Source organism: Enterococcus sp. HMSC072F02, from assembly GCF_001837725.1.
GTDB lineage: Bacteria > Bacillota > Bacilli > Lactobacillales > Enterococcaceae > Enterococcus_B > Enterococcus_B lactis.
This window is the reverse complement of the sequence record NZ_KV833885.1, coordinates 103,117-128,807: the sequence shown is the minus strand read 5'-3', so window position 1 is coordinate 128,807 and position 25,691 is coordinate 103,117. Positions and strand designations below refer to the sequence as shown.

The window sequence follows — 25,691 nt, the reverse complement described above, 5'->3', positions numbered from 1 at the left end:
TTATTTTTCTAACTTAATTTTACAATTCGCGAATCATATGAGAAAAGAAAGTTGACAGGAAATCCTAAAAACATCCGCCTTTTTTTATATAATCTTTTTAACTCAACAGAAATAAGTGTTGAAAAGTTGTATGCGCTACCTATAATTATAAAAACAGAAAAAATGGTAAAAAATTTAAATCGGTATTATCCTCTTTCCGCTTATGAAAAAAAGAAATTATTCCACTTTTTAGCAATCAATCTATTGTCTGAACAAGAAGATTCTTTAGATATTGTCAACAATCAGCCGCTATTTTTCTCAGATATAGGATTTTTCTATCTAAAAGGAGTACTGGAGACAGAATCAGTTGTTTTTATCTGTAAGATCCTCTCGTGGCTTTATCTCCATGATAAGTTAGATCAAAAGTATTTGAGGAAAAAAGAAGATGAAACAATCGAATGGTTGAATGAGCGGTTCATTGAAAGTTTTGAAAAACGGTTCAAACGGTTACCGAAAGAAACGAGAAAATCGATCCAAAATGAGTTAACCAAAATACATTTTAAACTTTTGCATTATACCCTTAATAAATCGGATGAATTTCCACTAGATATTTCTTTTTTTAATCAAAACTATCCTACATTTTATTGCTATCTATTAGAGTATATGAATGATCTAATGTCAAAACACAAAGAGTTGCTTCAAGATAAATTTTTTCTTTTTTTCAGTTATTTATTGTTATTGATCAATCACATACCCGTTCAACTAGTTTCTGAGCCAGTAAAGATCATCATCGATTTTTCCTATGGTGCTGCCTATAATCGATTTATCAAGAAAAATTTAAGTTTGTACATTAATCTGAATACGGAAGTGATAGAGGCTGGAAAACTTGATTTTCCGGATGTTATAATCACGAATAGAAACAATTTATATGAAGAAAGTGTGTCTCAAGTAGTGGTTTGGCTTGATCCGCCAAGAGCAGTAGACTGGGGGAACCTTACAAAGATTTTGTTGACTATCCAAGAAGAGAAATACAAAGACAGCAAAATTGACAAGCAAATAGACGATTTTCCTGAATAAATCATCGACAGGATCGAATAGTGAACTTCTTTTAGAAAGTCCACCTGCTTTTTCTAAAATAAAAAAACTTGGTACGCAATCGCTGTACCAAGTTTTTTTATTTAGCTTTTAATTAAGCCATAAATAATAATTTATATAAGAATACTGCTACGACACCAGCACAGATAGGTGCAACAACGGGTACCCATGCATATCCCCATTGAGAAGAACCTTTATGTTTCAATGGAAGTAGTGCGTGTACAAGACGTGGTGCAAAGTCACGAGCTGGGTTCAGACCAGGACCTGTAGGACCACCAAGTGAAGCAACTAATGTCCATACAAGGAAACCAAGTGCTAAGTGAGCTGTACCAAGGTTATCTTGGAAGAATGGTGCTTTTGTAATACCTAAAGCTCCAAAGAATAAAACGAATGAACCAAAGAATTCATTGACGAAACCATTGAATTTAGAACCAACACTGTTGATTGTTGAGAATGTACCTAACACATGGTTTACATCTTCTGTTTGGTCGTAGTAAGGTTTGTAACAAGCCACTACGATCAATTGTCCGATCGCTGCACCAATCAATTGTGCAATGATATAAGGAACAACTTCAGCCCAAGGGAACAATCCATTAGACGCTAAGGCAATCGTAAATGCTGGGTTGATGTGGTTACCGCTGATTCCGCCAAAGATCATTGCCGGCATCATAACCCCAAATCCATATCCGACAGCAATCAGCATCCAGTCGCTGCCATATCCTTTTGTACCTTTTAAATCTACGTTTGCTACAGCACCGTTACCTAGCACGATTAGTAATGCTGTACCAATCATTTCCGCCGCAAGACGGGTCATTAGTGAGTAATCCATAAATACCTCCAAATGTTATAAAAATGCAAAAAAAAAGAAACATCAACACGAAAAGCATCGGTGCAGTGTTTCGTGTCGGAAGGATTTCTGCAGTCTTAACAAATGTGAATAAAAAAATGATTTCCATTACGTATAAGAAACCAGACCAACAGTAAAACTCCAACTCTTTTTAAAAGTTCTCCACAAATCACCAAGCTTAACTATAAATATACCAAAAAAAAAACGTTTTTTTTCTCAAAAATTGTATCTTATAAACAGCATGTTTTGAAACTTTCAGAAAAGGTTTGTTAGTAAAATGAAAGCTATACGTAAGGAGTGTTGTTTGATGAAATTTTTTCAAGAGTTTTTCATTATTGTTTTCTTTTCTGTATTAGGAGAAGGTATCCGAATTTTTGCTCATTTACCTATTCCTGGGAGTATCTTAGGTATTCTTTTTTTATTTTTAGCATTTGAAATGCATCTTGTTGATCCTGAAAAAATCGGAGCAACTGGTGACTTTTTATTGAATAATCTAGCTATTTTATTTGTTCCAGCTGGTGTAGGTTTATTGGAATATTTTGATGACATTGCTTCGATATGGCCTATTTTACTGGGGGCAGTCGTCGTGTGCTCCATCGTCACGATGGTCACAGCGGGAAAAACGGCAGAAGGGGTAGAAGCTTTGCTAGGCTATATCCGTAAGAAAAAAGCAAGCAGGGTATCTGTAAACGAAATGGAGGAGAATCAAATTGACTGAGTTTTTTGTGAATCCATTATTTGGCTTAAGTTTGACTTTAGGAGTGTACGTATTATCTGACAAATTTTTGCGGAAATATAAATTGCCTGTTTTGAATCCTCTCGTATTATCGATTGTTGTTATTATCTTATTTCTGCATTTTTCTGGCGTCAGCTATAAAGAGTATAATATCGGCGGCAATTTTTTGACTATGCTGATTACTCCTGCGACAGTGGCACTTGCCATCCCGCTTTATAAAAACTTCCGTTTGCTGAAAGAAAATTTTTATCCTGTAATGGCTGCGATTTTAGCAGGAATAGTCGCAAATTGCTTGGTTAGTGTAGGCATCGGTTATTTTTTCTCTCTTCATAAAGAGATGGTCATCTCATTACTACCGAAATCTGTAACGACGGCTATTTCTGTCGATTTGTCTCATACGATGGGCGGGGTGAATGCCGTGACTCTTGCTATTGTTGTCTCTACAGGTATTTTTGGCTCGCTGATCGCTACTCATATTTTCCGCTTATTCAAGATCGAAAGTCCCGTTGCTCGCGGTGTGGCGTTAGGAAGTACTTCTCATGCTATCGGTACAGCAAAAGCAATCGAGATTGGCGAAGTAGAAGGGATCATTTCAGGGCTTGCGATATGCGTAAATGGGATATTGACCGTTTTGTTGCTGCCGTTATTCTTTCAGCCTTTTGCTGGCTTGTTTTGATGCGAAAACCACTATTTTATGCTACAATAACCAAAACGTTCTAGCATAAAAAAGGAGGGAAAGACGTGTATTTGTCTTCCGAGTATCTTAAACAATTTGATAAAGATCTATATTATAAGATTCTCCTCCTAGAAAGTTTTGAGGATCAAGCTTGGCATACTGCTGCACAATTAGCGCAAGTTATTCAGCTGGATGCCCGCAGTGTGTCGAAATACCTAAACGAGCTGTCTAAAAACTATCAGCAGTTTAGCGGTAAGACGCACCCTTTGTTTACAAAAAATCACCGTTCTGGTTATAACTTTTATGATACGCTCGATTCAATCGAACATGAGCGTTTTTTGATCTATCTCGTGCAAAGTACGCTGAAATTCCAGCTGCTGCACGACATTTTTTTTGAAGAATTCCACACGATTTACCAATTTGCGCAAAAGCATTACATTAGTGAATCCACTGCTCATCGAAAAATCAATGAATGGAAACAGCAACTGCAAACTTATGGCATTCGTCTGCAACGAGGTACATATATCGCGCAAGGCGAAGAAGAAATCATTCGACTTTACTTGCATATGACATTCTGGCAGTTGTTTCGAGGGAAAATCTGGCCGTTTGAAACGATTTCTCAAATGGACGTAAAGAATATGGCAGAACATATCATGGCTTTTTTCAACGTTCGTTTGAATGAAATCAAAAAAAGACGATTGGAATACATGCTAGGTGCCTTTTTTTTAAGAAAATCACAGAAGCATTATGTGGTATTGAATGAGAAAAAAAGAGGGCTGATCGCAGACAATCTGTTGTTCCAGCGATTCTGCCAAGTCATGGAGCCGGTATTTCCTAATTATTTTCAAGTAGAAGACGAATTAGGCGCATTGTTTCTTGTTCTGATGACGCGTGAAGAATATTATAGTGATCCTAAGATACGGAAGAAAATTTTTGATTTTCATCAACAAGCAGAAACACCGCCTTTTGCAGCTCTTTCTGAAGCAAAAGCAGCTCTTTCTCTTTATCAAGAAGAGCAGGAGCTACCAGCGGAAGATCTGACCTTTGAGGCAGAAAACTATTTGTTCAGTAGTCATCTTTTCGCCTATCTTTTTCCTAACGCAAAAGAAACGATTGATGGAAACAGTAGTGACTTCATTAATCATTTAGTCATTGAAAACAAAGAATTAAAACAATGGTTAGTACGCTTTTTTGAAAGCAGACACAAACAGCCTAATCATCTGGCGTTTAAAAATCATGCGTTTTTGATGGGTCGGTATCTGACTGTGTTTAAAACATTAGGAGCCTTTACTCCACAGCTTCCAAAGATCACGATCCTCTTGATGACAGATTTCCCATTATTTGAAGAGCAACTGTTAGAGGAGGGGTTACGGACGTTTTTCCGTAATGATTATCAGCTGATTTTTCTACCAACGGATTATCGGGGAAGAGAAGTGGATCTTCTGATTTCCACAAGTAAAGTTCATCGAAAACCGTGGGCGGATCTTGACTATTTTATTGTGACCGAAGAATTAAAATTGATAGATTACATTCAGCTATCTCAAAAATTTGAAATGATTCAAAAACAAAAACAATCAAAAAAATAATAAAAAAAGGAGAATAAAGATGACATTTGAAGAAATTTTACCAGAATTGAAAAAAGGTGCAAAGATTATTCGTAAAGGATGGAGTGGATTTGAGCTTTATGTTGTTCTCGTATCCGATGATGAATTTGATGGCTGTCCGGTGACGCCTTACTTATTGATCAAAACAAGTGATGAAGGTTTTTCTAGCTTTGCTCCTACAGTTTGCGATATTTTAGCAGATGATTGGGCGATCGTAGAATGAAAAACCGTTATCCAGATTTAGCTAAACAGGTCGTATTTATTACAGGAGCTGCTTCTGGTATTGGTGCCGCACAAGCCCAAGCTTTTCTGGAACAAGATGCCTTTGTGTTTGGATTAGATCAAAAATTTGGAAAAATGGAAGAACTTTCTTTTCGATTTCCTGAAACTTTTGCCTACGCACTAGGGGATGTCCGACAGAGGAAAGAACTCCAACAAGCGGTATCGAAATGCCAAAATCATTTTGGTGAAGTTACGATTTTATTGAATACTGCGGGGGTATTAGATGCATACAAATCCTTGATGGAAACTGACGAATCGCTGTGGGATCTGATTTATGAAACGAATGTGAAAAGCATGTATCATCTAACAAGCATCATCCTTCCTGATATGATCCGCCGAAAAAGCGGAACAATCATCAACATGGCTTCGATTGCGGGTTTGGTTGCTGGCGGAGGTGGGATCGCTTATACAAGTGCGAAACATGCAATCGTCGGTTTTACTAAACAACTCGCTCTGGATTACGCAGAGCAGGGGATCCGAGTAAAAGGAATTGCTCCAGGAGCCATCCAAACGCCGATGAATGCGGCTGATTTTGAAGGAAAAGGTGAGATGGCAGAGTGGGTGGCAAATGAAACACCAGTCAAGCGATGGGCACAGCCGGAAGAAGTAGCGGAGCTGACATTATTTCTTGCCTCTCCTCAAGCAAGCTATATACAAGGAACGATTATTCCAATCGACGGTGGCTGGTTGCTAAAATAACCTTGTGTTTTTTTCAAGCTTCTGTATGATAAGAAATAAAGAGAGAACCAAATGGTTGATGATAAAAGAAAGTCGATGATTGTTCCCGGCATTTGATGTCAGACAGCTTTTTCACAACCTTCTGATATAAACGGTGTTCAAAAGCTTGCAACTGCGGTAATAAGTCCAGCCAAATGAAAAATAGGAGGAGCTATTTTTATTTGACTATTCTTATTACTTGTTGCAGGGCAGCTTTTTCACAACCTTCTGCGGCACTTCAGTTGGAATTTTCTTCCCATCCTTTGGTCGCAGTCATTACCAAGATAAAATTATCTTGCAAAGGAGAAATAGAACATGGAAAAAAATAATACCCGTTCAGCCAAACGCTGGACAACGACAGATGTGACTCGGATGGCGCTAGTCACTGGTTTATATGTGGCAGTGACGCTGGTTTTGTCTGTTTTTAGTTTTGGAGTGATTCAGATTCGTCTCTCGGAGATGTTCAACTATCTGTCCTTGTATAACAAAAGATACATCGCCGCGGTAACAGCGGGAGTAGCTTTGGCTAATATTGCTTCTCCTCTTGGACTGATAGATGTTGTAGTAGGAAGCGTCAGCACGCTGATTGTATTGCTTATCAACTATAAAATCACTAGTCGCATTAAAAACATGAAAATCAAAATGGCTGTGACAGCATGCGTATTTGCTTTTTCCATGTTTACAGTAGCTGGTCAGCTAACGATTTTATATCAACTACCTTTTTTCTTGAATTGGTGGGTGATTGCTTTAGGAGAATTGGCATCAATGATTGTCGGTGGGATAATTATTTATTGGATCGGTAAAAAAGTAGATTTGACAAAATAAAGATCTGTTTAAATTAAAATAAGGCAGCGTGGAAGAGACCGGATGTTGAGTCTTCTTCCATGCTGCTTTTTTGCTCAATTCGTTCGAAGAAATCGATTTAGCCGTTTTTTCATCAAGACACCCATATAGGCTGCTCCAATTGCTTTGATTGCTTCCGGCAGTAAAAAAGGCAGTAGCCCACTGGCAAATGCAGTTGTAAAAGTAAGATCGCCACTTATCTTCAGCCAGATCGTCCCACAGACTAAGGCGGCAAGAGAGCCCATTAGATTGGCAAAGATTGCGTACAAGTAATGAGCGTCTGTTTTTTCGATCATCCAGCCAGTTAGCCATGTTTGAAAAAGAAATCCAATCAAATATCCGCCAGTTGGACCAAATAAAACAGCTATGCCTCCAGTCATCCCTGAAAATACAGGAAGACCGATCAAACCCAGTAAAAGATAAATTGTAACCGATATCAATCCCAGTTTTCTTCCGAGAAAAGTGGCTGTCAGTCCAATAGCAAATGTTTGCCCTGTCAAAGGAACCAAACCAAAAGGAATGGTCATCTGAGAAAGGACAGAAATAATCGCGGCAAATTCCGCAGCAAGTATCAATTCTTTCAATGTTCGGTTCATAATGCCCTCTTTTCGTTAACTTATTATTTTTATTTGGTTAACGAAATTGTAAAACAAAGTGATTGCTTTGTAAATAGGAAATAAAAAAAAGACCAACTATCCAATAGATAGCGGTCTTTTTCAAGAAAGCTTTTGAAATTATAGGCTTTGGTTGTAGTATTCAACGACAAGAGCTTCGTCGATTTCTGGATATAGTTCGTCACGTTCTGGTAAACGAGTCAATGAACCTTCCAATTTTTCAGCGTCAAAGCTTACAAATGCTGGACGTCCAACAGTTGCTTCTACAGCTTCTTTTACTGTTACGTTGTTTTGTGATTTTTCACGAACTGAGATCACTTGACCCACTTCTACGTGGTATGAAGGGATATCAACGCGTTTGCCATCAACTAAAATGTGACCATGGTTAACTAATTGACGTGCTTGACGACGAGTCGTTGCAAGTCCTAAACGGTAAACAACATTGTCTAAACGTTGTTCTAGTAAGATCATGAAGTTAACACCATGTTTACCTTCTTTGATTTTGCTAGCTTTTACGAACAAGTTACGGAATTGACGTTCGTTCATTCCGTACATGTGACGAAGTTTTTGTTTTTCAGTTAATTGCATGCCGTATTCTGATTGTTTGCCACGGCTGTTAGGTCCGTGTTGACCTGGTGCGTAAGGGCGACGTGCTAATTCTTTTCCTGTGCCTGACAATGAGATGCCTAAGCGACGAGAAATTTTCCATGATGGTCCTGTATAACGAGACATTAAAATTTCCTCCAATGAATATAAGTTTTTGGAGTAAAATAATCCGTTGAAAAATTCATAATCATATAGTTTGTTCTTCAATCTTCACCTTTGCAGCCGCGGTTACACAATCGAACCCGAGACGGGGCAACAAACTAGGGATGAGTTATTATTTTTCTGCTGCATTATTTTACACAAACTACAGTATATGATAGATCATCCATGAATGTCAAGATAATTAGTACGTAAAAACGCTTTACAAACCTAGGCTCTCTTTATAAAATGAGAAGGTATGTGCAAATGGAAAAAAGTGAAGGAAGTTTAAGGAGAAAATCAATGAATCCGGTATCACCATTATTTGAGAAAATCGATGCTTCAATTGAAAAGAAGGCGAACCTTTTTGAAAACAGCTTTTCACGTTACGCTGTTCGAGCGGTTCTTGCCTGTTTGTTTTTGACTTTAGGAACGGCTGTGGCATTTGCGATCGCGATGAAGGGGGAAGATATCGCGCACGGTCTAGGAAAGATTTTATACGCATTTATGTTCAGCTGGGGTCTGGTCATGATTCTATACATGAACGCCGAATTAGGAACATCGAATATGTTTTATATGACCGTGGGTGTTTTTCGGCAGAGACTTGCTTTAAGTAAGGCAGCCAAGATTCTATTTACCTGTATTTTTTTCAATATGATTGGCGGTATGTTATGTGGATTTCTTATTTCTATGACTACGCCATTTCAAGATTTAACGTTGGACAACTTTATGTTAGAATCAATAGCAGTAAAACTAGCAAAACCTGCAACAACGATTTTGGTGGAAGGAATGTTTGCGAATATCGTTGTCAATACCGCTGTCCTGATCAGCATGCGGATGAAAGAGGATGCTGGGAAAGTGATCACGGTCGTATTCATTATTTTCATTTTTGCTTTTCTAGGATATGAACACGTGATAGCGAATTTTCCTGCCTTTACGCTTGCTTACTTTGCTTCTCATGGACAGATGGACGGAATGACAGCCGGCAATGTGTTACATAATTTGTTTTTTGCTTTGGCAGGGAATTATATTGGTGGCGGTTTAGTGATGGGACTGGGTTATACTTGGCTGAATCAATCAAAATCATCCTATGTGGACTAAAAAGTCGTTCATTAAGGGAGGAAATACCATGGAAGTGTTAGTTTTTCCAAAAAATGAAGAAAAAGCGTTACAAATGGAAAAGTACATGAAAAATCTTTTTCCTTTTGCTGGGGTACCTAAGCCGGAACGCGCTCTTTTGCAACAGCCGTTATTGGATGAAAGCAAACATTTATCTGTTTCTGAAGTTTTAGCTTTTGTTCATTATTATTATGAACAAATCGAAAGAGAATATCAGTATGTGGCGATCGATTTAGTCCAAAAAAACATCAAACGGCTTACCTTTGAAGAGATAGTTGCATTGTTACCACTAGTCCAGAAAAAAGAATGGTGGGACAGCATCGATTCTTGGAGAAAAGTATACAGTACATGGTGTAAAGCCCATCCAGAGCAACGTAAAGAAGTCTTTCAGTTGTTCGAAAAAAAGGAAGATTTCTGGTTGCGTCGAATAGCAATCACGTTGCAATTAGGTTATAAACAGCAAACAGACACAGCACTATTGATCCGAGCAATAGACGAAGACCGTCAAACAAAGGAATTCTTTATCCAAAAAGCAATCGGTTGGGCATTGCGTGATTATAGTAAGACCGATGCCGCTTGGGTAAAAAGTCAGCTGACAACAGATTTGAGCAAGTTAGCTGTTCGCGAGGCAAGCAAGTATTTATAAGAAAGCGAGACGACAAGAGATGAGACGCAAATTATTTGCTTTTGATATTGATGGAACGTTGTTAGATTCAAATAAACAAGCTTTAGATAGCACGAAAGAAGCATTGGAAAAATTACGCAAAGCCGGTCATCTGGTCACGATTGCTACAGGGCGGAGCCGGTTCCATGCGCAAGAAGTCATTCGAGATCTGGATTTTACGAACTACATTTTATGTAATGGAGCGGCCGGTTTTTTAGACCATGAACAAGTATATAAGAACTTACTAGATCGCGAACAGTTGGATGCATTCGTCGAGGAAGCGCATCATGAACAGATCGACACAGCTTTTGTCAGCTTAGACAATATCAAACGTTCTTCTTCCAATGATGTAACGGTGATGGAAGAGGCGATGCATTCTTTCGGTGCTGTCTTGCCTGAACTAGATCAGTTTTTTGCAGAGGAACAAGAAATCTATCAAGCGTTAGCATTTTTCGATCAAACATATGATGGAAAATTCTCCTCATATGATAAGATTCGATTTGTCCGCTGGCATGAGAACAGTGTAGATGTCGTTCCCCAAAACGGTTCTAAAGCGGCGACGATCCTACACTTAGCAGAACAAGTAGGTATCCCGCATGAAGATATTATCAGCTTTGGTGACGGACAAAATGACCGTGAAATGTTGCGTATGTCAGGAATCGGAATAGCTATGGGGAATGCTGTGCCAGAAGTACAAGCAGAAGCCAAGATGGTCACTGATACAAATGATCAAGATGGCATCTGGAAGGCATTGAAAGAGTTAAGTGTGATTTAAAAAAGGTTGTGAAAAAGCTGTCCTGCATCAAGTAATAAGAACAGCCAAACAAAAATAGCTCCTCCTATTTTTCGTTTGGTTGGGCTTATTACCGCAGATGCAAGCTTTTGAACACCGTTTAAGGAAGATGTCGTGACAGAAGTGGTCAGTTTCAAGTAATAAGAAGAGATTTACGAAAATTGCTTCTCAAGTTTTTGAAAAATTTCGGCTTATTTCTGAAGAAGCAGCAGATGGAACAACGTTTATTCGGGAAATGGGACTGTGACAAGATTTTTGCCATAGTCCCATTTCTTTATTTTATTTTTCAAATCTAAGAAATATCAGGAAAGAGTTCCTTTTGTTTGACCTTTTCTTTCTTATTGAAAACAACTATAATATAGAGTGATGTTAAAAGAGAAGAGGAATTTAGTGTGCGGGTATTGTTTATTGGTGATGTAGTAGGTTCAATGGGACGAGAGATGATTACCGAATATCTCCCTAGGTTGAAGAAGAAGTATCGTCCGCAAGTAACGATCGTAAATGGTGAGAATGCCGCTTCTGGACGTGGAATCACAGAAAAAATCTATAAAAAATTTTTGCAAGACGGTGTAGATGTCGTGACGATGGGAAATCATACGTGGGACAACCGCGGGATTTTTGAGTTTGTAAATGAAGCCAAAAAGATGGTTCGGCCGGCAAATTTTCCGGAAGGGACGCCTGGACAAGGGATGGTCTTTGTCAAAGTGAATCAAATCGAATTGGCAGTAATCAACATGCAAGCTCGTTCTTTCATGGTGGACTTGGATGATCCTTTTCGTAAAATGAAGGAACTAGTAGAAGAAGCTAGAAAACGTACGCCAATCATTTTTGTAGATTTTCATGGAGAAACAACAAGTGAAAAACAAGCGATGGGCTGGTTTTTAGATGGGAAAGTTTCAGCAGTGGTCGGTACACATACACATGTCCAGACAAATGATGCGCGAATTTTGCCAAAAGGCACAGCGTATCTGACAGATGTTGGGATGACAGGACCCTATGATGGTATTTTGGGTATGCGCAGAGAACCTGTGATCGAAAAGTTTCTGACCGCATTACCAAAACGTTTTGAAGTTGTCGAACAAGGCCGATCGATTTTAAGCGGCTGTATCTTAGAATTGGATGATACGACAGGTCATGCAAAAGAAATCCAGCTGATTCAAATCAATGAGGATCGACCGTTCATGGAGTAGAAAGAGAGGCAGTTTTTTGCAGCAGGAGCCGGAAATTCAAAAAGAAGTAAGGAAACTGACAAAACTTTTAAGAGAAAATGAAACGATCATTCGCTACAAAGAACTTGAAGAAAAGATCCATCAAAACCAGTATTTAACTGAGTTGAGAGAGAAAATCAAACAAGCGCAAAAAGAAGCTGTTCATTTTGCCCACTATGACAAACCAGCAGCAGAACAAGAAGCAATCAAGCGAGCGGATCAATTCATGAAAGAATTTGATCAGCATCCGCTTGTTATAGCTTATAGAAAACAGCTTTTGGAAGCAGATGATCTGCTTCATCATTTAACAACGATGATACAAGAAGAAATCAATGGACAAATAGAGGAGGAAAAACATGCCTCAAAAAACTAAAAACACTCCTATGATGGAACAATATCTAAGCATCAAGGCACAATACCAAGATGCTTTTTTGTTCTATCGTTTAGGAGACTTTTATGAATTATTTTATGAAGATGCGATCAAGGCATCACAGCTTTTGGAATTAACGTTGACGAGCAGAAATCGAAATGCAGAAGAACCTATTCCTATGTGCGGTGTCCCTCACCATGCAGCACAAGGATATATCGATGCCTTGATTGAAAAAGGCTATAAAGTAGCGATTTGCGAGCAGGTAGAAGATCCAAAGACGACTAAAGGGATGGTCAAGCGCGAAGTGATCCAGCTAGTCACTCCTGGTACAGTCATGGACAGCAAAGGATTGTCGGCAAAAGACAACAATTTTTTAACAGCTGTAGTTAGTCAAGGAAATGAATTTGGCTTTGCTTATGCCGATCTAAGTACGGGAGAATTGAAGACGGCTCGGTTGCATGATGAAGAAGCTGTTTTAAATGAAGCCTCTGCATTGCAGACAAAAGAACTCGTATTAGGCAGTGAGATCACTGATACCCTTCGTGAACAGCTAAGCGGGCGTTTAGGGCTAGTCTTTTCTCAACAAAATGAGATGGAAGAAAACGCGGAATTTAGCTTTTTGACAAGCGAACTAGTCGATCCGCTGGAAAAAGAAGCAACCGGCAAACTATTGACTTATTTAGCGGTAACACAAAAGCGGAGTTTAGCGCATATCCAAAAAGCAGTAGAATACCAGCCAGATCATTTTTTGAAAATGGATTATTATTCAAAATTCAACCTAGAATTAAGCCAATCTATTCGGACTGGGAAAAAGCACGGCACGCTTCTATGGTTATTAGATGAAACAAAAACAGCAATGGGCGGCCGTTTATTAAAACAATGGCTAGACCGTCCGCTTATCCAGGCAAAACAAATTAAAGCAAGACAAGAAATGGTCGCTTCTTTGCTAGACAGTTATTTTGAACGTATCGATTTGCAGTCAGCATTAACGAAAGTCTATGATCTGGAACGCCTAGCAGGTCGAGTAGCTTTCGGTAATGTCAATGGGCGAGACTTGATCCAGTTGAAAACTTCTTTAGAACAAGTGCCAATGATCAGAGGGTTGATTGAAGGAATCGATCAAGGTCAATGGCAAAGTCTGCTTTCAGAAATGCAACCGATGGACCATCTCGTCCAATTGATTGACCAAGCTATCCAAGATGATCCGCCGTTACAAATAACGGAAGGAAACATCATCAAAGATGGATTCAATGAGCAGCTCGATACGTACCGTTCTGCTATGAGAAACGGAAAGAAGTGGCTAGCAGAACTTGAAGCAAAAGAGCGTCAAGAAACAGGAATCAAGAACTTAAAAATCGGATTTAACCGCGTTTTCGGTTATTATATAGAAATCACAAAAGCAAATCTTGGAAATGCAGAGCTGGAGAAGTATGAACGAAAACAAACCTTAGCAAATGCAGAGCGTTTCATCACACCAGAACTAAAAGAATTGGAGACACAAATCCTCGAAGCAGAAGAAAAATCTGTTGATTTAGAATATCAGTTGTTTTTAGCTGTGAGAGAAGAAGTCAAAAAGGCTATCCAGCCGCTACAAGTACTTGCAAAAGCAATCAGCGCAGCAGATGTGCTACAAAGTTTTGCAACGATCAGCGAACGCTATCAGTATGTTCGGCCAGAACTTGTCAATGACAAGCATCAGCTTCTGATCAAAGACGGGCGACATCCTGTAGTAGAAAAAGTATTAGGACATCAGGAATATATCCCTAACAGCGTAGAAATGGCAGAAGACGAAATGATCTTGCTGATCACAGGACCGAATATGTCTGGTAAAAGTACGTATATGCGCCAGTTGGCATTAACTGTTCTGATGGCGCAAATGGGCTGTTTCGTTCCGGCAAAACAAGCAGTTTTACCTATTTTTGATCGGATTTTTACCCGAATTGGTGCAAGTGACGACTTAATTGCTGGACAAAGTACTTTTATGGTAGAGATGATGGAAGCCAATCAAGCCCTGCGTTATGCTACGCCAAACAGTTTGATTTTGTTTGACGAACTCGGGCGAGGAACAGCAACCTATGACGGAATGGCGTTGGCCCAAGCAATCATCGAATATATCCATCGTCATGTACAAGCAAAAACACTCTTTTCTACCCATTATCATGAACTGACGGTACTTGAAAAAGAACTTCCGCAGCTTAAAAATGTCCATGTTGGAGCTGTTGAAAAAGACGGAGAAGTTGTCTTCTTGCATAAAATGATGGATGGACCTGCGGATAAAAGCTATGGTATACATGTGGCAAAAATCGCAGGATTGCCTGCCAATCTACTAGAGCGAGCAGCAGATATCCTGCATACGCTAGAAAATGGCGATAACGGACACCATACTGTTCCAGCTGAAATAGAAGAGAAGACTAAAACAGCCAAACAGGAGCAAATAAAACCACCTGCAGAAAAAGTAAACCAAGACCCTATACAAGACAGTGTCAAAGAAGAAAACCAGCAACTTTCTTTATTCGGTGAATTATCCGAAAATGAAACAGAAGTCATTGAATCACTGAAGCAAATAAATTTACTAGAAATGACGCCAATGGATGCACTAAACACATTATATGAATTACAAAAACAACTGTAGGAAGAAGGCGGATATCGATGGCCAAAATCCAAGAATTATCTGAACGTTTAGCTAATCAGATCGCTGCGGGAGAAGTAGTGGAACGACCAGCTTCCGTCGTGAAAGAATTAGTGGAAAATGCAATTGACGCCGGTAGTACTCAGATTGATATCTTAGTTGAAGAAGCGGGACTGCGGACGATCCAAGTGATTGATAACGGAGAAGGTATTTTGGCAGACGACGTAGAGAATGCCTTCAAGCGGCATGCGACAAGTAAGATCCATAATCGCGACGATCTTTTTCGCATACGAACGCTGGGTTTTCGAGGGGAAGCTTTGCCAAGTATTGCCTCTGTTTCTGAAATGACTCTGGAAACGGCGAATCAGGAAGAAAACCAAGGTACTTATCTTTCGCTCAAAGGCGGTGAGGTCTTGGAGCATCGGCCAGCACCTCTGCGTCAAGGAACGAAGATTACCGTCAGCAACCTGTTCTTCAATACGCCAGCCCGCTTGAAATACGTGAAAACACTGCACACAGAATTAGCGAACATCGGGGACATCGTCAATCGTCTGGCATTAAGTCACCCATCAATCGCTTTTCGTTTAGTACATGATGGAAACAAAATGTTGGCAACTGCTGGAAATGGCGATCTGAAACAAACGATTGCGGGAATCTACGGATTATCTACCGCTAAAAAAATGCTGAAAATCGAAGGAAAAGATCTGGATTTTGAGTTATTTGGTTATGTTTCATTGCCAGAGGTGACTCGTGCCAGTCGGAATTACTTATCGACGATCATCAATGGACGTTTTATCAAGAATTTTTCCTTAAATAAAGCAATCGTTGCAGGTTATGGATCAAAATTAATGGTCGGCCGTTTTCCTATTGCTATATTGGAAATCAAGATGGACCCGCTTTTAGTCGATGTAAATGTCCATCCGACGAAGCAGGAAGTCCGGTTGTCGAAGGAAAAAGAACTAACAGAGCTAATTAGTAACGCCATTCAAAAAGCATTGTCCCAAGAAAACCTGATTCCAAGTGCCGCGGATAATCTACGGTTCAAGAAAAAAGTACCAGATCAGCCTAAAACGGAACAAATCGAAATCGATTTGTCCTACGCTTTTGAAGAAGAAAAACCTAAAAAGCCAAGTAGTTTAAATTTTGACCGAGAGACAGGAACCTTTTTTGTAGAAGAACCAAAGAGCACATTTGTTGACAGATCTGTTGATAAGTCTGTGGAAAATGTTGAAAACTTTTCTGGTTTTTCTGAAGAAAACACCAGTTATCCAGAAAAAACAGCGAAAACGGTGGATAAGTTTGGTAAAAATGTTGATAACTTTGTAGAAAAAACAGTGGAAAAATCTGAAAAGAAAGAAATTCCTACTGTGGATAACACGGAAGAAACAAATAAAGAACAGATAGATATATCCTTGGAAGAGGATGAACAGATTTACGAGGAAGAATTGACACTGCATCCTGAATTTGATTTCACTCAAGGAAACGACAAAACATTAGAACAAGCGATCAAGAAACTAGAAACGGAAAAACCAGTTCAACGTTTTCCTCAATTGGAATATTTTGGACAGATGCACGGAACGTATCTTTTTGCCCAAAGTAGCGACGGATTGTACATCATCGATCAGCATGCTGCTCAAGAGCGTATCAAATATGAATATTTTCGGGAAAAAATTGGGGAAGTATCTGATGATCTGCAAGAATTGCTTGTTCCATTTGTGTTGGACTATCCAAACAGTGATGCTTTGAAATTAAAAGAGCAAAAGCATTTGCTAGAAGATGCAGGGATTTATTTAGAAGAATTTGGTCAAAACAGCTTTATTGTACGGGCCCATCCTACTTGGTATCCCAATGGTGAAGAAGAATCGATTATTCGCGAGATGATCGACATGCTACTGACGACAGGAAGTGTGAGCGTAAAAAAATTCCGTGAAGCAACAGCAATCATGATGAGCTGTAAACGATCGATCAAAGCCAACCATTATTTGAATGAAGCACAAGCACGTGTGCTGCTGAAAGATTTAGCACAATGCGAAAATCCGTTCAATTGTCCCCATGGCCGCCCAGTATTGATTCACTTTACCAACTCGGATATGGAAAGAATGTTCAAACGGATCCAAGACCCGCATTAAGTCAGAGAAAAGAGGGAAACATGAAGATTATACTAGCATCTCAATCACCAAGAAGAAAAGAGTTATTGGCTCACATCGTTTCAGAATTCGAGATCGAACCTGCTGATATTGATGAAACGCCATTTCCAGACGAACTGCCAGTCGATTATGTACGCAGAATGGCTGAAGAAAAAGCACGAACTGTTTGGGAACAAAAAGAAAAGAAAGACAGCTTAGTGATTGCTAGCGACACGACTGTTGTTCTCAACCAGGAGATCATGGGTAAACCAGAAGATATGGCTGAGGCTGAAGTCATGTTGAAAAAATTAAGCGGGGAAACACATACTGTATACACAGCAGTTGTTTTAAAAACAAAGGAGCGAGAAGAACGAATACTAGCAGAAGCACATGTCACTTTTTACCCACTGACAGATGAAGAAATCAATCGTTACTTGGAGACGGGAGACTATGCGGATAAAGCAGGGGCATACGGCATCCAAAATGCTGCAAGTGTATTCGTCAAAGAAATTTCTGGAGATTACTACAGTATCGTAGGGTTTCCGATTGGTGCTGTCAATCAGGCACTGAAAACATTCAATTAAACAAAAAAGCGGACTATCTGATTTTCGATTGAAAATCCATGATAGCCCGTCTTTTTTATTGAAAAGATTACTTATCTACTCTGATTAAGATTTTACTTCAGCGTTACCGACTGCTTCGCCTGGGCGAACAAGTCCTGATTGGTCAAGGGATAGACCAGCAACTTTTTCGTTATTAGTTAAAGCAACAATAATGTCAGTTTTCTTACCAGCTTGTTCTATTTCTGGCAAATCCATTTCAGCAATCAGAGTTTCTGGTGTGACAAGATCTCCTTCTTTCACGAATACAGTGAAAGGAACGCCTTTTAGTTCAACGGTATCTAATCCCATGTGAACAAGTACTTCCAGCCCCTCATCAGAAAGAATACCAATGGCATGTTTTGTTTCAAAGACGCTCGTCACTTTACCATTTACTGGTGCATAGACTTTGCCGTTTGACGGTTCGACAGCATAACCGTCACCCATCATTTTTTGTGAGAAAACTGGGTCATTTACTTCAGTAATTTCCTTGATGTTCCCAGCAGCCACTGCGAATAATGTTTCTTTTGTTGCAACTGCCGTACCAGTTGCTGAAACAGGTTCGAAAGACTGTGGTGTTGCTGTTGCGCCATTCGCTGTTTGAAGCTGTACATCAGCAGCATTTTCAGGAACAGCAGGATCAATCTTATTCAAGATTCCCTGACGTCTAAAGACGATCGTCAAGCCAAATGGAATGATGATAGCGATGATCATTGCGATGATGAAAGGTACCCATGTTTCTGCTTGGATGGCTAGTATTCCTGGTAAACCACCTACTCCGATCGCGTTTGCTCGAACATCCATCAAGTTGGCAAACATGCCAGCTAATCCAGAACCGACCATTGCTGCGACGAAAGGATAGACGTATTTCAAATTGATTCCGAACATAGCAGGTTCAGTTACACCTAAGTAACAAGAAATCATTGCTGGAATCGAGATTTGTTCTTCTTTTTTGTTCCCACGATGCAAGAAGACGATGGCTAAGACTGCAGAGCCTTGGGCAATATTTGATAAAGCAATCATCGGCCATAAATTCGTTGATCCGAAATCTGCAATCAGCTGCATATCAATCGCATTGGTCATATGGTGGAGACCAGTAATTACTAAAGGTGCATACAGGAACCCGAATACAGCACTAAACAACCAGCTGATAGAAGACGTCAACCCGGTATTTACGATAGTTGAAATCCAGCTTCCGACTGTCCAGCCGATAGGACCTAAAATAACGTGAGCAGCTAAAACAGTTGGTAACAATGAAAACAATGGAACAAAGATCATTGAGATCGACTGAGGGATATATTTGCGGAAGAAAATCTCTAGATACGCTAACATAAACCCTGCCAGCATAGCTGGAATAACTTGTGCTTGATAACCAATCATTTGGACTTGAGCAAAACCAAAATCCCAAAATGGAATATCTGCTGCGGCTGTGGAAGCTACACTATAAGCATTTAATAATTGCGGAGAAACTAATGTAATTCCTAAAACAATTCCTAATATTTGTGTAGTACCCATCTTTTTCGCAATACTCCAAGTGATACCTACTGGAAGAAAATGGAAAATTGCTTCACCTGGCAGCCATAAAAAGGCATTGACGCCATTCCAAAATTGCGAGTGTTCAACGATCGTTCCACCAAGACTTTCAAACTGGATACCTTCAAGTACATTTCTGAACCCAAGGATCAATCCGCCGACGATAATTGCAGGAATCAGTGGTGTAAAGATTTCTGCCAAGACGGCAATGGCGCGTTGTACGGGATGAAGGTTTTGTTTTGCTGCTGCTTTTCCTTGTTCTTTGGAAACCCCTTCAACGCCGGATACTGCAACGAAGTCGTTATAAAAAGTAGAAACATCATTTCCTATGATGACTTGGAACTGCCCAGCATTCGTGAACATCCCTTTCACGCTAGGAATATCTTCGATTGCTTTTTGATCTGCTTTTCCAGGATCATTTAGGACGAAACGCATACGAGTTGCACAATGACTAACTGCAGCAATATTTTCTTTTCCGCCGATATCATGTAGCAGTTTCTCGGCATCTGCTTGATACTTTGCCATATCAATAAACCCCTTTCTTTTAACTTGTCTATGCAAGTTATTTCTTCGTTTACTATACTTTTTTTTAGGAAGAATTGCAAGCGTTTTATACAAAAACATCCAGAAAAATGATATCGTTTTAAAAAGCATAAAATAAGCTTTTCTTAAAAAGAGGAACATTGAAATACAAAAAGAGCTGTAGTATAGTGAAGAAATGATGGAAGAACGAGTGAGGGAAAAAACATGAACAAGTTCAATGAAATTTTTTTAGATTTGGAACAGAAAATTTTAGCGAAAGAATATCCTCCGCATTCGCTTTTGCCTAGTGAGAACCAATTGATCAAAATCTACGGTGTTTCACGAGAAACAATTAGAAAAGCACTGAATCTTTTGACGACGGAAGGATATATTCAAAAAAAACAAGGAAAAGGGTCGATCGTACTAGATCGAAACCGCTTTGATTTTCCTATTTCTGGACTGACAAGCTATAAAGAGCTACAGGAAACCCAACGTATTCCAAGTGAAACGATCGTTCATACGTTAGAAGAAACAGAAGTAACAAAAGCACTGAATGAGATTACTGGCTGGGAGATTGGTGCACCTGTCTGGCATTTGATACGCGAAAGAAAAATCGATGGTGAAGTGGTTATATTAGATACTGATTATCTATTAAAGGAGATCGTTCCTCATTTAACCCCAGTACAAGCACAAGGATCGATCTATGAATATTTTGAAAATGAGCTTTCTTTAACGATTGCTTACGCACAAAAGGAAATCACAGTAGAAGAAGTAACAGATATCATGAAAACAACGATGGATCTTCACGATGATACTTACGCAGTAGTCGTCAGAAGTCTTGTTCATTTGGAAGATACCCGCTGTTTTGAGTATTCTGAGTCGGTACACCGATTAGATAAATTCCGTTTCGTTGAGTTTGCCCGGCGCCGAAAAGTGTAAATGATTCGAAAGAAAGCAAATTGTTGGCATCTGTCTGCTTTGGCGCTATGATAGGATCACAAAGGGGGCATTTTTAATGGATAAACCAACAAGACCAGAAAAAGAAGAACTGAAAGAAAAATTATCACCGATGGCTTATGCAGTCACACAAGAAAATGCAACAGAACGTCCATTTACCGGAAAATACGATGATTTTTACGAAAAAGGGATCTACGTCGATATCGTCAGCGGCGAACCGTTATTTAGCTCTGCGGAAAAATATGACGCAGGTTGTGGCTGGCCATCATTCAGCAAACCAATAGCGAAAAGACAAGTACGCGAAAAAGCCGATTTTTCTCATGGCATGCATCGAATAGAAGTTCGAAGCAAAGAAGCAAACTCTCATCTCGGGCATGTATTTACCGATGGCCCAGTAGATAAAGGCGGTCTGCGTTACTGCATCAATTCTGCCTCACTAAAATTCATTCCCTATGAAAAGATGGATGAACTCGGTTATGGCGAATACAAATCACTGGTAGAATAATGAAAATACAAAAAGAGCGGTACAATACGGGGATTCACTCGATCGTCCGCTCTTTTTTATTCAAGCGATTGCTATTTGAAAGAAACGCTCCCCAGACTCCTTTTTTCACAAGGTGAAATGTGCTACAATAAAGGGAACGTATGTGTGCAAAAGAAAGAGGACTAGAATATGTATGAATATCTGACAGGTGTGGTTACCTTTATCAACCCCTATTACATAGTAGTAGAAACCAATGGTATCGGCTACCAGATCGCACTAGGAAATCCTTACCGCTACAGCAGCAAACTAAATCAAAAAATAAAAATTTATGTCCATCAGGTGATCCGCGAAGATGCGCATCTTTTGTATGGATTTGATTCTTTAGAAGAAAAACAACTGTTTTTGCGATTAGTCAGTGTTTCAGGAATCGGTCCAAAAAGTGCTCTTGCGATCATGGCAAGCGAAGACCACTCCGGTTTGATCCAAGCAGTGGAATCCAGTGATGTCACTTATTTGACAAAATTTCCAGGGGTAGGGAAGAAGACGGCGCAACAAATGATCTTGGATCTAAAAGGAAAATTTGGTGAGCTGAGTATCGATACGCCCTTCAGTCTATTCGATGAAGCAAATACAAAAGACGCTACCGCTCTATCTGAAGCAATGGAGGCTCTCTCAGCTCTTGGTTACAGTGATAGAGAAATCAAACGTGTAGAAAAACAATTAAAAGAAGTCGATAATCAGACAACAGATGAGTATTTACGCCAAGCACTCAAGCTGATGATGAAAAAATAAGGAGGAGACCAAATGACAGATGAATACTTGTTATCACCAGAAACTGGCGAAAATGAACTGAGTTTGGAAAAATCTCTTCGTCCGCAGTTGCTTTCTCAGTATATCGGGCAGAGAAAAGTCAAACAAGAACTTCAGATCTACATCGAAGCTGCCAGAAATCGGGAAGAACCATTAGATCATGTTCTGTTGTATGGGCCTCCTGGATTAGGGAAAACGACGATGGCTATGGTCATTGCTAATGAGATGACTGTGAACATTCGTACGACAAGCGGCCCCGCTATCGAACGTCCGGGTGATTTAGTAGCGATCTTGAATGAACTGGAAGCAGGGGATGTCCTATTTATCGATGAGATCCATCGATTGCCTAGAGTAGTAGAAGAGATGCTTTATTCGGCCATGGAAGATTTTTATGTAGACATCATGGTAGGACAAGGACCAACCGCACATCCGGTCCATTTCCCTCTTCCTCCCTTTACTTTGATTGGGGCGACGACACGAGCAGGTATGCTTTCTGCACCTTTACGCGATCGATTTGGCATCATTTCACATATGGAATATTATGACGAACAGGAACTGCAGGAGATCGTTTTACGTTCTTCGGATATTTTTCAAACAGAGATCATTGAAGAAGGGGCATTGGAAATTGCTCGCCGATCGCGAGGAACGCCTAGAATCGCGAATCGCTTACTCAAACGGGTTCGTGATTTTGCGCAAGTTCAAGGAGACGGGAAAATCGATCGTCCTATAGCAGATCAGGCGCTTACTTTGCTACAAGTCGATCAAGCTGGTTTGGATTATGTTGACCAGAAATTGTTACGGACGATGATCGAATTATATGGCGGCGGACCCGTAGGGTTAAGCACGCTTTCCGTAAATATAGGAGAAGAACGGGAAACAGTCGAAGATATGTATGAACCGTACTTGATCCAAAAAGGATTTTTAAAGCGTACACCTAGAGGGCGAATGGCTACGGCTTATGCTTATGAACATTTCGGCTACGACTATCATATGTGATTTTTGCTTTTAGATTGGAGGAAAATGAATGAGTGATACAACACGTACGAAACAATTGATCAAAAACGTATTGATTGATTTGTGCCAAACACAATCTTTTCGAAAAATCAGCGTCCAAAAAATCGCAAATGAAGCAAAAATCAATCGTCAAACATTTTATTATCATTTTACAGATAAATACGATTTGCTTCGTTGGGTCTATTGTGAGGATGCCTTGCATTATTTAGACCCGCAATGTCTTACTCTTGATAATTGGGAAGAGCAAGCATTGAAAATGCTGAAAGCAATTGCTGAAAAGAAAGAGTTTTACGCAAATACTGTGCTTTCTGACCAAGAAATTTTACAAAAAGAATTCTCTCAACTAATCCAAAAATCTTTTATCAAGATTTTTGAGCAAATGGATGAAGAAAGACAGCTTTCTGCAAAAGATAAACTATTTTATGCTCGTTTTTTTTCTTACGGTTGCAGCGGCGTGTTAGTCAATTGGATCACGAATGAATATGAAGAAACACCGATGGAAATCGCTATGCAGCTTTTCCGTTTAGCCAAGGATACGGAATTATACTCTTATCGTCTTTATGCAAAAGAAGAGTTGGAAGAACAGTAATAGAAATAATCTTTCGTTGAAAAAGCCATGATCGTTAAAAGGAGATGGGAAAATGACAAAAATTTTATTTGTTTGTTTGGGAAATATTTGCCGTTCACCAATGGCAGAAGGCTTGTTGAAGAAACGAATAGCATCAGAAGGAAAGGAAGCAGAATTTTTTGTGGATTCTGCTGCTACAAGTACGTATGAAGTTGGAAAGACACCGCACCCTGGAACGAAAAAAATATTGAACCAAGAAAATGTGGATATGACGAATATGGTTGCTCGTCAAATCACACCCCACGATTTTGAAACTTTTGATTGGATCATTGGCATGGATCAAGAAAATGTAGAAGAACTGAAAAGAAGAGCACCACGCTCAGCACAGGAAAAAATCCATTTGTTTTTAAGTAGCATCCCTGGAAAAGAAAAAGAAAATGTTCCCGATCCATACTATACCAATAACTTTGATGAGACATATCAATTGATCACAGAAGGGTTAGATCATTGGTGGAACATTTGGATGGATGAAAATAAAATAACAAACAGTTTCTAAAATTAGCGCTTTCTTTTTTTAGAGACGTTAGAGCATTTCCTTGTTTTTTTGCAAAATGTTAGGTAAAATAAGATTAATTAAGTAACACTTTCTTAGCTAAAGGAGGAGTGCATTCGATGAACGAAGAGACAGTATCACCAATGAAGAAGCTTACGAAGTTAGTTACTCATACCTCGTATCAACTTTTTGATTCTTTTGTAAATGACACTGAAGAACATGCTAAGAATGTACGATTGCAAGGAAAGTTTATTCTTGAGCTGCAAAAAGCTGCGACTGAACATAGTTTAGTTATCTTACAAGTAAGAGCGAATCGTTTGAGTAGCAAGTATGAAACGATCTCAGGTTGGGTGGCGACAAAAACGGTCGAAAAAGACCGAGTAATGATCCGCCTACAAAACGAAGAGCAGCAGATCCGCATGGTTCCCGTAGAACAAATTGAAAAAATAACAATCCTTTCGCCAGCAGGAGAACAGGAACGGTTATCAAAATAATTTATACCAGATAGAAAAGCACGTATGAGCTTGTACCATCAATCATTACTAATCAAAAATAACCGAATGCTTTAAGCGGATACCGATAAAACGAAACGTTTTACGATGAGTATCACAGCATGACAGCATTCGGTTGATTAGTTGAATCGATTGTATGGGACAAGTTTTTTTGATAAAAAAAGGTCCTGCTAGCCGGGGAGCTAGCAGGATAAGGAGTTAAAAATGAAAAAGTGTTGTTAGGGTTGTTTGTTGGTATGCTTATATAATAGTCATTAGTTGTGAATATTTTGTGACGAAAGTTTTCGAAAGTTGTTAAGTTTTTTTGCGAAATTTATTTTTATATCATGTATTTGTCTAAAATTTTATACTATAAAAAGACACGTTGTGCAATCAGCTACCCTTTGGTATTAGTTCAAAAAACGGTAAAATAGCTCCTTATATTTTGCTGTTTTGCTTTTCTAATACTTAAGCCAAGGCGCTGATTTCACAGCCTTTTTTTACAAATCCAGCGATTCCCATGAGTTAAGAACTATCTTTTCTCCAAAAAGAAATAATAGAAATAAAAGCCTTGATAATTGCGATAAAATAAAAATGGATAGATAAAATTCGCGAGAAACATGTATTGACGTGGCAGATGAAAGGGTCAGATTTGTTGGTGTATCAGGAGTGCCGTTAGAAGAACACAAGGAGAGAAAAGATGGAATTATTAGAAAAAGAAAGTATTGATTTTTATTTGGAACGTGATTGGACCGTGTTACGGTATGCTTTTTTCAAGGAAGAAGAGTATGACGGGCTAACTAGTCATCAGGAGGCAGTTTTAGAATTTCTCAATTACTCAAATAGATTGTGTGTGGCCAGGTCATGGCGGATTAGCGAAAGGCTTCTCGTAGTTTCTAAAAAAATATATGCACAAAAACTTTACGAATTCAGAGAAGAAAAAGTCAACTATACGGATATCCGTTTTTTTGACAAGATGAAAGAGTATCCTATTTATGTGAATAAAGAAATGATGAAGGCGAAAAGAATCACGCCTGAATCATTCTGGGCTGAGGATGGTATCTATCGGGCTTCTTTTCTTGATGCGCCTCAAGGAGCGGCAGGAACGGAAGAA

At 39.3% G+C, this 25,691-nt stretch carries 26 protein-coding genes and 1 pseudogene; 23 read left to right on the top strand and 4 right to left on the bottom strand.

What is annotated here, in order from left to right; genetic code table 11:
- Positions 1-162 precede the first annotated feature (162 nt).
- Entirely contained in the window at positions 163-1,056 is an 894-nt protein-coding gene (locus HMPREF2731_RS00980; protein ID WP_083325450.1) for a hypothetical protein, read from the top strand.
- A 112-nt stretch (positions 1,057-1,168) separates the two neighbouring features.
- Here HMPREF2731_RS00980 and HMPREF2731_RS00975 read toward each other — a convergent pair whose 3' ends face one another.
- Positions 1,169-1,903 carry an MIP/aquaporin family protein gene (locus HMPREF2731_RS00975; protein WP_002290500.1) on the bottom strand — a complete coding sequence of 245 codons (735 nt, stop codon included), beginning with the start codon at positions 1,901-1,903 and terminating at the stop codon, positions 1,169-1,171.
- A gap of 325 nt (positions 1,904-2,228) precedes the next feature.
- Here HMPREF2731_RS00975 and HMPREF2731_RS00970 point away from each other — a divergent pair, with 325 nt between their 5' ends.
- The 6 genes and pseudogenes from HMPREF2731_RS00970 to HMPREF2731_RS00945 all read left to right on the top strand — a co-directional run bounded on the left by HMPREF2731_RS00970 (position 2,229) and on the right by HMPREF2731_RS00945 (position 6,761).
- Positions 2,229-2,639 (top strand): CidA/LrgA family protein, encoded by a 411-nt coding sequence (locus HMPREF2731_RS00970; RefSeq protein ID WP_002290503.1) that lies wholly within the window; start codon positions 2,229-2,231, stop codon positions 2,637-2,639.
- Positions 2,632-3,333 (top strand): LrgB family protein, encoded by a 702-nt coding sequence (locus tag HMPREF2731_RS00965; RefSeq protein WP_002290504.1) that lies wholly within the window; start codon positions 2,632-2,634, stop codon positions 3,331-3,333. Before HMPREF2731_RS00970 ends, HMPREF2731_RS00965 begins: the two co-directional genes overlap by 8 nt.
- Positions 3,333-4,919 (top strand): annotated as a pseudogene (locus tag HMPREF2731_RS00960) (helix-turn-helix domain-containing protein). The gene HMPREF2731_RS00965 and the pseudogene HMPREF2731_RS00960 overlap by 1 nt, the downstream one beginning before the upstream one ends.
- A gap of 19 nt (positions 4,920-4,938) precedes the next feature.
- A complete protein-coding gene (locus tag HMPREF2731_RS00955; protein ID WP_002290506.1) occupies positions 4,939-5,160 on the top strand; it encodes a DUF2829 domain-containing protein in 222 nt (73 codons plus the stop codon).
- Positions 5,157-5,918, top strand: a complete 762-nt coding sequence (locus tag HMPREF2731_RS00950; protein WP_002290507.1) for a 3-oxoacyl-ACP reductase — start codon at positions 5,157-5,159, stop codon at positions 5,916-5,918. The genes HMPREF2731_RS00955 and HMPREF2731_RS00950 overlap by 4 nt, the downstream gene beginning before the upstream one ends.
- Before the next feature lie 333 nt (positions 5,919-6,251).
- The gene (locus HMPREF2731_RS00945) at positions 6,252-6,761 is read left to right on the top strand and encodes a QueT transporter family protein (protein ID WP_002290510.1); all 510 of its coding nucleotides are present in this window, start codon (positions 6,252-6,254) and stop codon (positions 6,759-6,761) included.
- Between the two features lie 74 nt (positions 6,762-6,835).
- Here HMPREF2731_RS00945 and HMPREF2731_RS00940 read toward each other — a convergent pair whose 3' ends face one another.
- Both HMPREF2731_RS00940 and rpsD read right to left on the bottom strand, forming a co-directional pair.
- A complete protein-coding gene (locus HMPREF2731_RS00940; protein WP_002290511.1) occupies positions 6,836-7,375 on the bottom strand; it encodes a biotin transporter BioY in 540 nt (179 codons plus the stop codon).
- Between the two features lie 138 nt (positions 7,376-7,513).
- The gene (rpsD, locus tag HMPREF2731_RS00935) at positions 7,514-8,125 is read right to left on the bottom strand and encodes a 30S ribosomal protein S4 (RefSeq protein ID WP_002290512.1); all 612 of its coding nucleotides are present in this window, start codon (positions 8,123-8,125) and stop codon (positions 7,514-7,516) included.
- A 261-nt stretch (positions 8,126-8,386) separates the two neighbouring features.
- Between rpsD and HMPREF2731_RS00930 the strand changes: the two genes are divergently transcribed.
- From HMPREF2731_RS00930 to HMPREF2731_RS00895, 8 genes are all read left to right on the top strand, one after another.
- The gene (locus HMPREF2731_RS00930) at positions 8,387-9,238 is read left to right on the top strand and encodes a formate/nitrite transporter family protein (RefSeq protein WP_176747845.1); all 852 of its coding nucleotides are present in this window, start codon (positions 8,387-8,389) and stop codon (positions 9,236-9,238) included.
- A gap of 28 nt (positions 9,239-9,266) precedes the next feature.
- Complete coding sequence (locus HMPREF2731_RS00925; protein WP_002290514.1) at positions 9,267-9,902, top strand: DNA alkylation repair protein; 636 nt, start codon at positions 9,267-9,269, stop codon at positions 9,900-9,902.
- A gap of 19 nt (positions 9,903-9,921) precedes the next feature.
- Positions 9,922-10,695, top strand: a complete 774-nt coding sequence (locus HMPREF2731_RS00920; RefSeq protein WP_002290515.1) for a Cof-type HAD-IIB family hydrolase — start codon at positions 9,922-9,924, stop codon at positions 10,693-10,695.
- A 410-nt stretch (positions 10,696-11,105) separates the two neighbouring features.
- Complete coding sequence (locus HMPREF2731_RS00915) at positions 11,106-11,903, top strand: TIGR00282 family metallophosphoesterase (protein ID WP_002290518.1); 798 nt, start codon at positions 11,106-11,108, stop codon at positions 11,901-11,903.
- Positions 11,878-12,294 carry a YlbF family regulator gene (locus tag HMPREF2731_RS00910; protein ID WP_016628824.1) on the top strand — a complete coding sequence of 139 codons (417 nt, stop codon included), beginning with the start codon at positions 11,878-11,880 and terminating at the stop codon, positions 12,292-12,294. Before HMPREF2731_RS00915 ends, HMPREF2731_RS00910 begins: the two co-directional genes overlap by 26 nt.
- A complete protein-coding gene (gene mutS, locus HMPREF2731_RS00905) occupies positions 12,278-14,923 on the top strand; it encodes a DNA mismatch repair protein MutS (protein WP_002290522.1) in 2,646 nt (881 codons plus the stop codon). The genes HMPREF2731_RS00910 and mutS overlap by 17 nt, the downstream gene beginning before the upstream one ends.
- 17 nt (positions 14,924-14,940) lie before the next feature.
- Positions 14,941-17,049 carry a DNA mismatch repair endonuclease MutL gene (gene mutL, locus HMPREF2731_RS00900; RefSeq protein ID WP_002336151.1) on the top strand — a complete coding sequence of 703 codons (2,109 nt, stop codon included), beginning with the start codon at positions 14,941-14,943 and terminating at the stop codon, positions 17,047-17,049.
- Positions 17,050-17,069: 20 nt separating this feature from the next.
- Entirely contained in the window at positions 17,070-17,630 is a 561-nt protein-coding gene (locus HMPREF2731_RS00895) for a Maf family protein (RefSeq protein ID WP_002290524.1), read from the top strand.
- Between the two features lie 84 nt (positions 17,631-17,714).
- On the opposite strand, the gene treP is transcribed toward HMPREF2731_RS00895, so the two are convergent.
- The gene (gene treP, locus HMPREF2731_RS00890; protein ID WP_002290525.1) at positions 17,715-19,703 is read right to left on the bottom strand and encodes a PTS system trehalose-specific EIIBC component; all 1,989 of its coding nucleotides are present in this window, start codon (positions 19,701-19,703) and stop codon (positions 17,715-17,717) included.
- Between the two features lie 222 nt (positions 19,704-19,925).
- Between treP and treR the strand changes: the two genes are divergently transcribed.
- From treR to HMPREF2731_RS15175, 8 genes are all read left to right on the top strand, one after another.
- Positions 19,926-20,639 (top strand): trehalose operon repressor, encoded by a 714-nt coding sequence (gene treR / locus HMPREF2731_RS00885; RefSeq protein ID WP_002290526.1) that lies wholly within the window; start codon positions 19,926-19,928, stop codon positions 20,637-20,639.
- A gap of 76 nt (positions 20,640-20,715) precedes the next feature.
- Positions 20,716-21,162 carry a peptide-methionine (R)-S-oxide reductase MsrB gene (gene msrB, locus HMPREF2731_RS00880; RefSeq protein WP_002309788.1) on the top strand — a complete coding sequence of 149 codons (447 nt, stop codon included), beginning with the start codon at positions 20,716-20,718 and terminating at the stop codon, positions 21,160-21,162.
- Between the two features lie 168 nt (positions 21,163-21,330).
- On the top strand, positions 21,331-21,933 hold the full coding sequence (gene ruvA / locus HMPREF2731_RS00875; RefSeq protein ID WP_002290528.1) for a Holliday junction branch migration protein RuvA: 603 nt from the start codon (positions 21,331-21,333) through the stop codon (positions 21,931-21,933).
- 12 nt (positions 21,934-21,945) lie between these two features.
- On the top strand, positions 21,946-22,947 hold the full coding sequence (gene ruvB, locus HMPREF2731_RS00870) for a Holliday junction branch migration DNA helicase RuvB (RefSeq protein ID WP_002290529.1): 1,002 nt from the start codon (positions 21,946-21,948) through the stop codon (positions 22,945-22,947).
- 28 nt (positions 22,948-22,975) lie between these two features.
- Positions 22,976-23,554: a TetR/AcrR family transcriptional regulator gene (locus HMPREF2731_RS00865; protein ID WP_002290530.1), complete on the top strand. Its 579-nt coding sequence runs from the start codon at positions 22,976-22,978 to the stop codon at positions 23,552-23,554.
- Between the two features lie 52 nt (positions 23,555-23,606).
- Positions 23,607-24,089, top strand: a complete 483-nt coding sequence (locus HMPREF2731_RS00860) for a low molecular weight protein-tyrosine-phosphatase (protein ID WP_002290531.1) — start codon at positions 23,607-23,609, stop codon at positions 24,087-24,089.
- Positions 24,090-24,205: 116 nt separating this feature from the next.
- On the top strand, positions 24,206-24,580 hold the full coding sequence (locus HMPREF2731_RS00855; RefSeq protein WP_002289815.1) for a hypothetical protein: 375 nt from the start codon (positions 24,206-24,208) through the stop codon (positions 24,578-24,580).
- Positions 24,581-25,277: 697 nt separating this feature from the next.
- A partial coding sequence (locus tag HMPREF2731_RS15175) for a hypothetical protein (protein WP_256337542.1) occupies positions 25,278-25,691 on the top strand: 414 nt, incomplete at its 3' end.

What these genes read in the sequence shown, in the direction of transcription:
- HMPREF2731_RS00980 (WP_083325450.1), top strand. Translation starts at nt 163, where the DNA reads ATGGTAAAAAATTTAAATCGGTATTATCCTCTTTCCGCTTATGAAAAA.
- HMPREF2731_RS00975 (WP_002290500.1), bottom strand. Translation starts at nt 1,903, where the DNA reads ATGGATTACTCACTAATGACCCGTCTTGCGGCGGAAATGATTGGTACA.
- HMPREF2731_RS00970 (WP_002290503.1), top strand. Translation starts at nt 2,229, where the DNA reads ATGAAATTTTTTCAAGAGTTTTTCATTATTGTTTTCTTTTCTGTATTA.
- HMPREF2731_RS00955 (WP_002290506.1), top strand. Translation starts at nt 4,939, where the DNA reads ATGACATTTGAAGAAATTTTACCAGAATTGAAAAAAGGTGCAAAGATT.
- HMPREF2731_RS00950 (WP_002290507.1), top strand. Translation starts at nt 5,157, where the DNA reads ATGAAAAACCGTTATCCAGATTTAGCTAAACAGGTCGTATTTATTACA.
- HMPREF2731_RS00945 (WP_002290510.1), top strand. Translation starts at nt 6,252, where the DNA reads ATGGAAAAAAATAATACCCGTTCAGCCAAACGCTGGACAACGACAGAT.
- HMPREF2731_RS00940 (WP_002290511.1), bottom strand. Translation starts at nt 7,375, where the DNA reads ATGAACCGAACATTGAAAGAATTGATACTTGCTGCGGAATTTGCCGCG.
- rpsD (WP_002290512.1), bottom strand. Translation starts at nt 8,125, where the DNA reads ATGTCTCGTTATACAGGACCATCATGGAAAATTTCTCGTCGCTTAGGC.
- HMPREF2731_RS00930 (WP_176747845.1), top strand. Translation starts at nt 8,387, where the DNA reads ATGAGAAGGTATGTGCAAATGGAAAAAAGTGAAGGAAGTTTAAGGAGA.
- HMPREF2731_RS00925 (WP_002290514.1), top strand. Translation starts at nt 9,267, where the DNA reads ATGGAAGTGTTAGTTTTTCCAAAAAATGAAGAAAAAGCGTTACAAATG.
- HMPREF2731_RS00920 (WP_002290515.1), top strand. Translation starts at nt 9,922, where the DNA reads ATGAGACGCAAATTATTTGCTTTTGATATTGATGGAACGTTGTTAGAT.
- HMPREF2731_RS00910 (WP_016628824.1), top strand. Translation starts at nt 11,878, where the DNA reads ATGAGGATCGACCGTTCATGGAGTAGAAAGAGAGGCAGTTTTTTGCAG.
- mutS (WP_002290522.1), top strand. Translation starts at nt 12,278, where the DNA reads ATGCCTCAAAAAACTAAAAACACTCCTATGATGGAACAATATCTAAGC.
- mutL (WP_002336151.1), top strand. Translation starts at nt 14,941, where the DNA reads ATGGCCAAAATCCAAGAATTATCTGAACGTTTAGCTAATCAGATCGCT.
- HMPREF2731_RS00895 (WP_002290524.1), top strand. Translation starts at nt 17,070, where the DNA reads ATGAAGATTATACTAGCATCTCAATCACCAAGAAGAAAAGAGTTATTG.
- treP (WP_002290525.1), bottom strand. Translation starts at nt 19,703, where the DNA reads ATGGCAAAGTATCAAGCAGATGCCGAGAAACTGCTACATGATATCGGC.
- treR (WP_002290526.1), top strand. Translation starts at nt 19,926, where the DNA reads ATGAACAAGTTCAATGAAATTTTTTTAGATTTGGAACAGAAAATTTTA.
- msrB (WP_002309788.1), top strand. Translation starts at nt 20,716, where the DNA reads ATGGATAAACCAACAAGACCAGAAAAAGAAGAACTGAAAGAAAAATTA.
- ruvA (WP_002290528.1), top strand. Translation starts at nt 21,331, where the DNA reads ATGTATGAATATCTGACAGGTGTGGTTACCTTTATCAACCCCTATTAC.
- ruvB (WP_002290529.1), top strand. Translation starts at nt 21,946, where the DNA reads ATGACAGATGAATACTTGTTATCACCAGAAACTGGCGAAAATGAACTG.
- HMPREF2731_RS00865 (WP_002290530.1), top strand. Translation starts at nt 22,976, where the DNA reads ATGAGTGATACAACACGTACGAAACAATTGATCAAAAACGTATTGATT.
- HMPREF2731_RS00860 (WP_002290531.1), top strand. Translation starts at nt 23,607, where the DNA reads ATGACAAAAATTTTATTTGTTTGTTTGGGAAATATTTGCCGTTCACCA.
- HMPREF2731_RS00855 (WP_002289815.1), top strand. Translation starts at nt 24,206, where the DNA reads ATGAACGAAGAGACAGTATCACCAATGAAGAAGCTTACGAAGTTAGTT.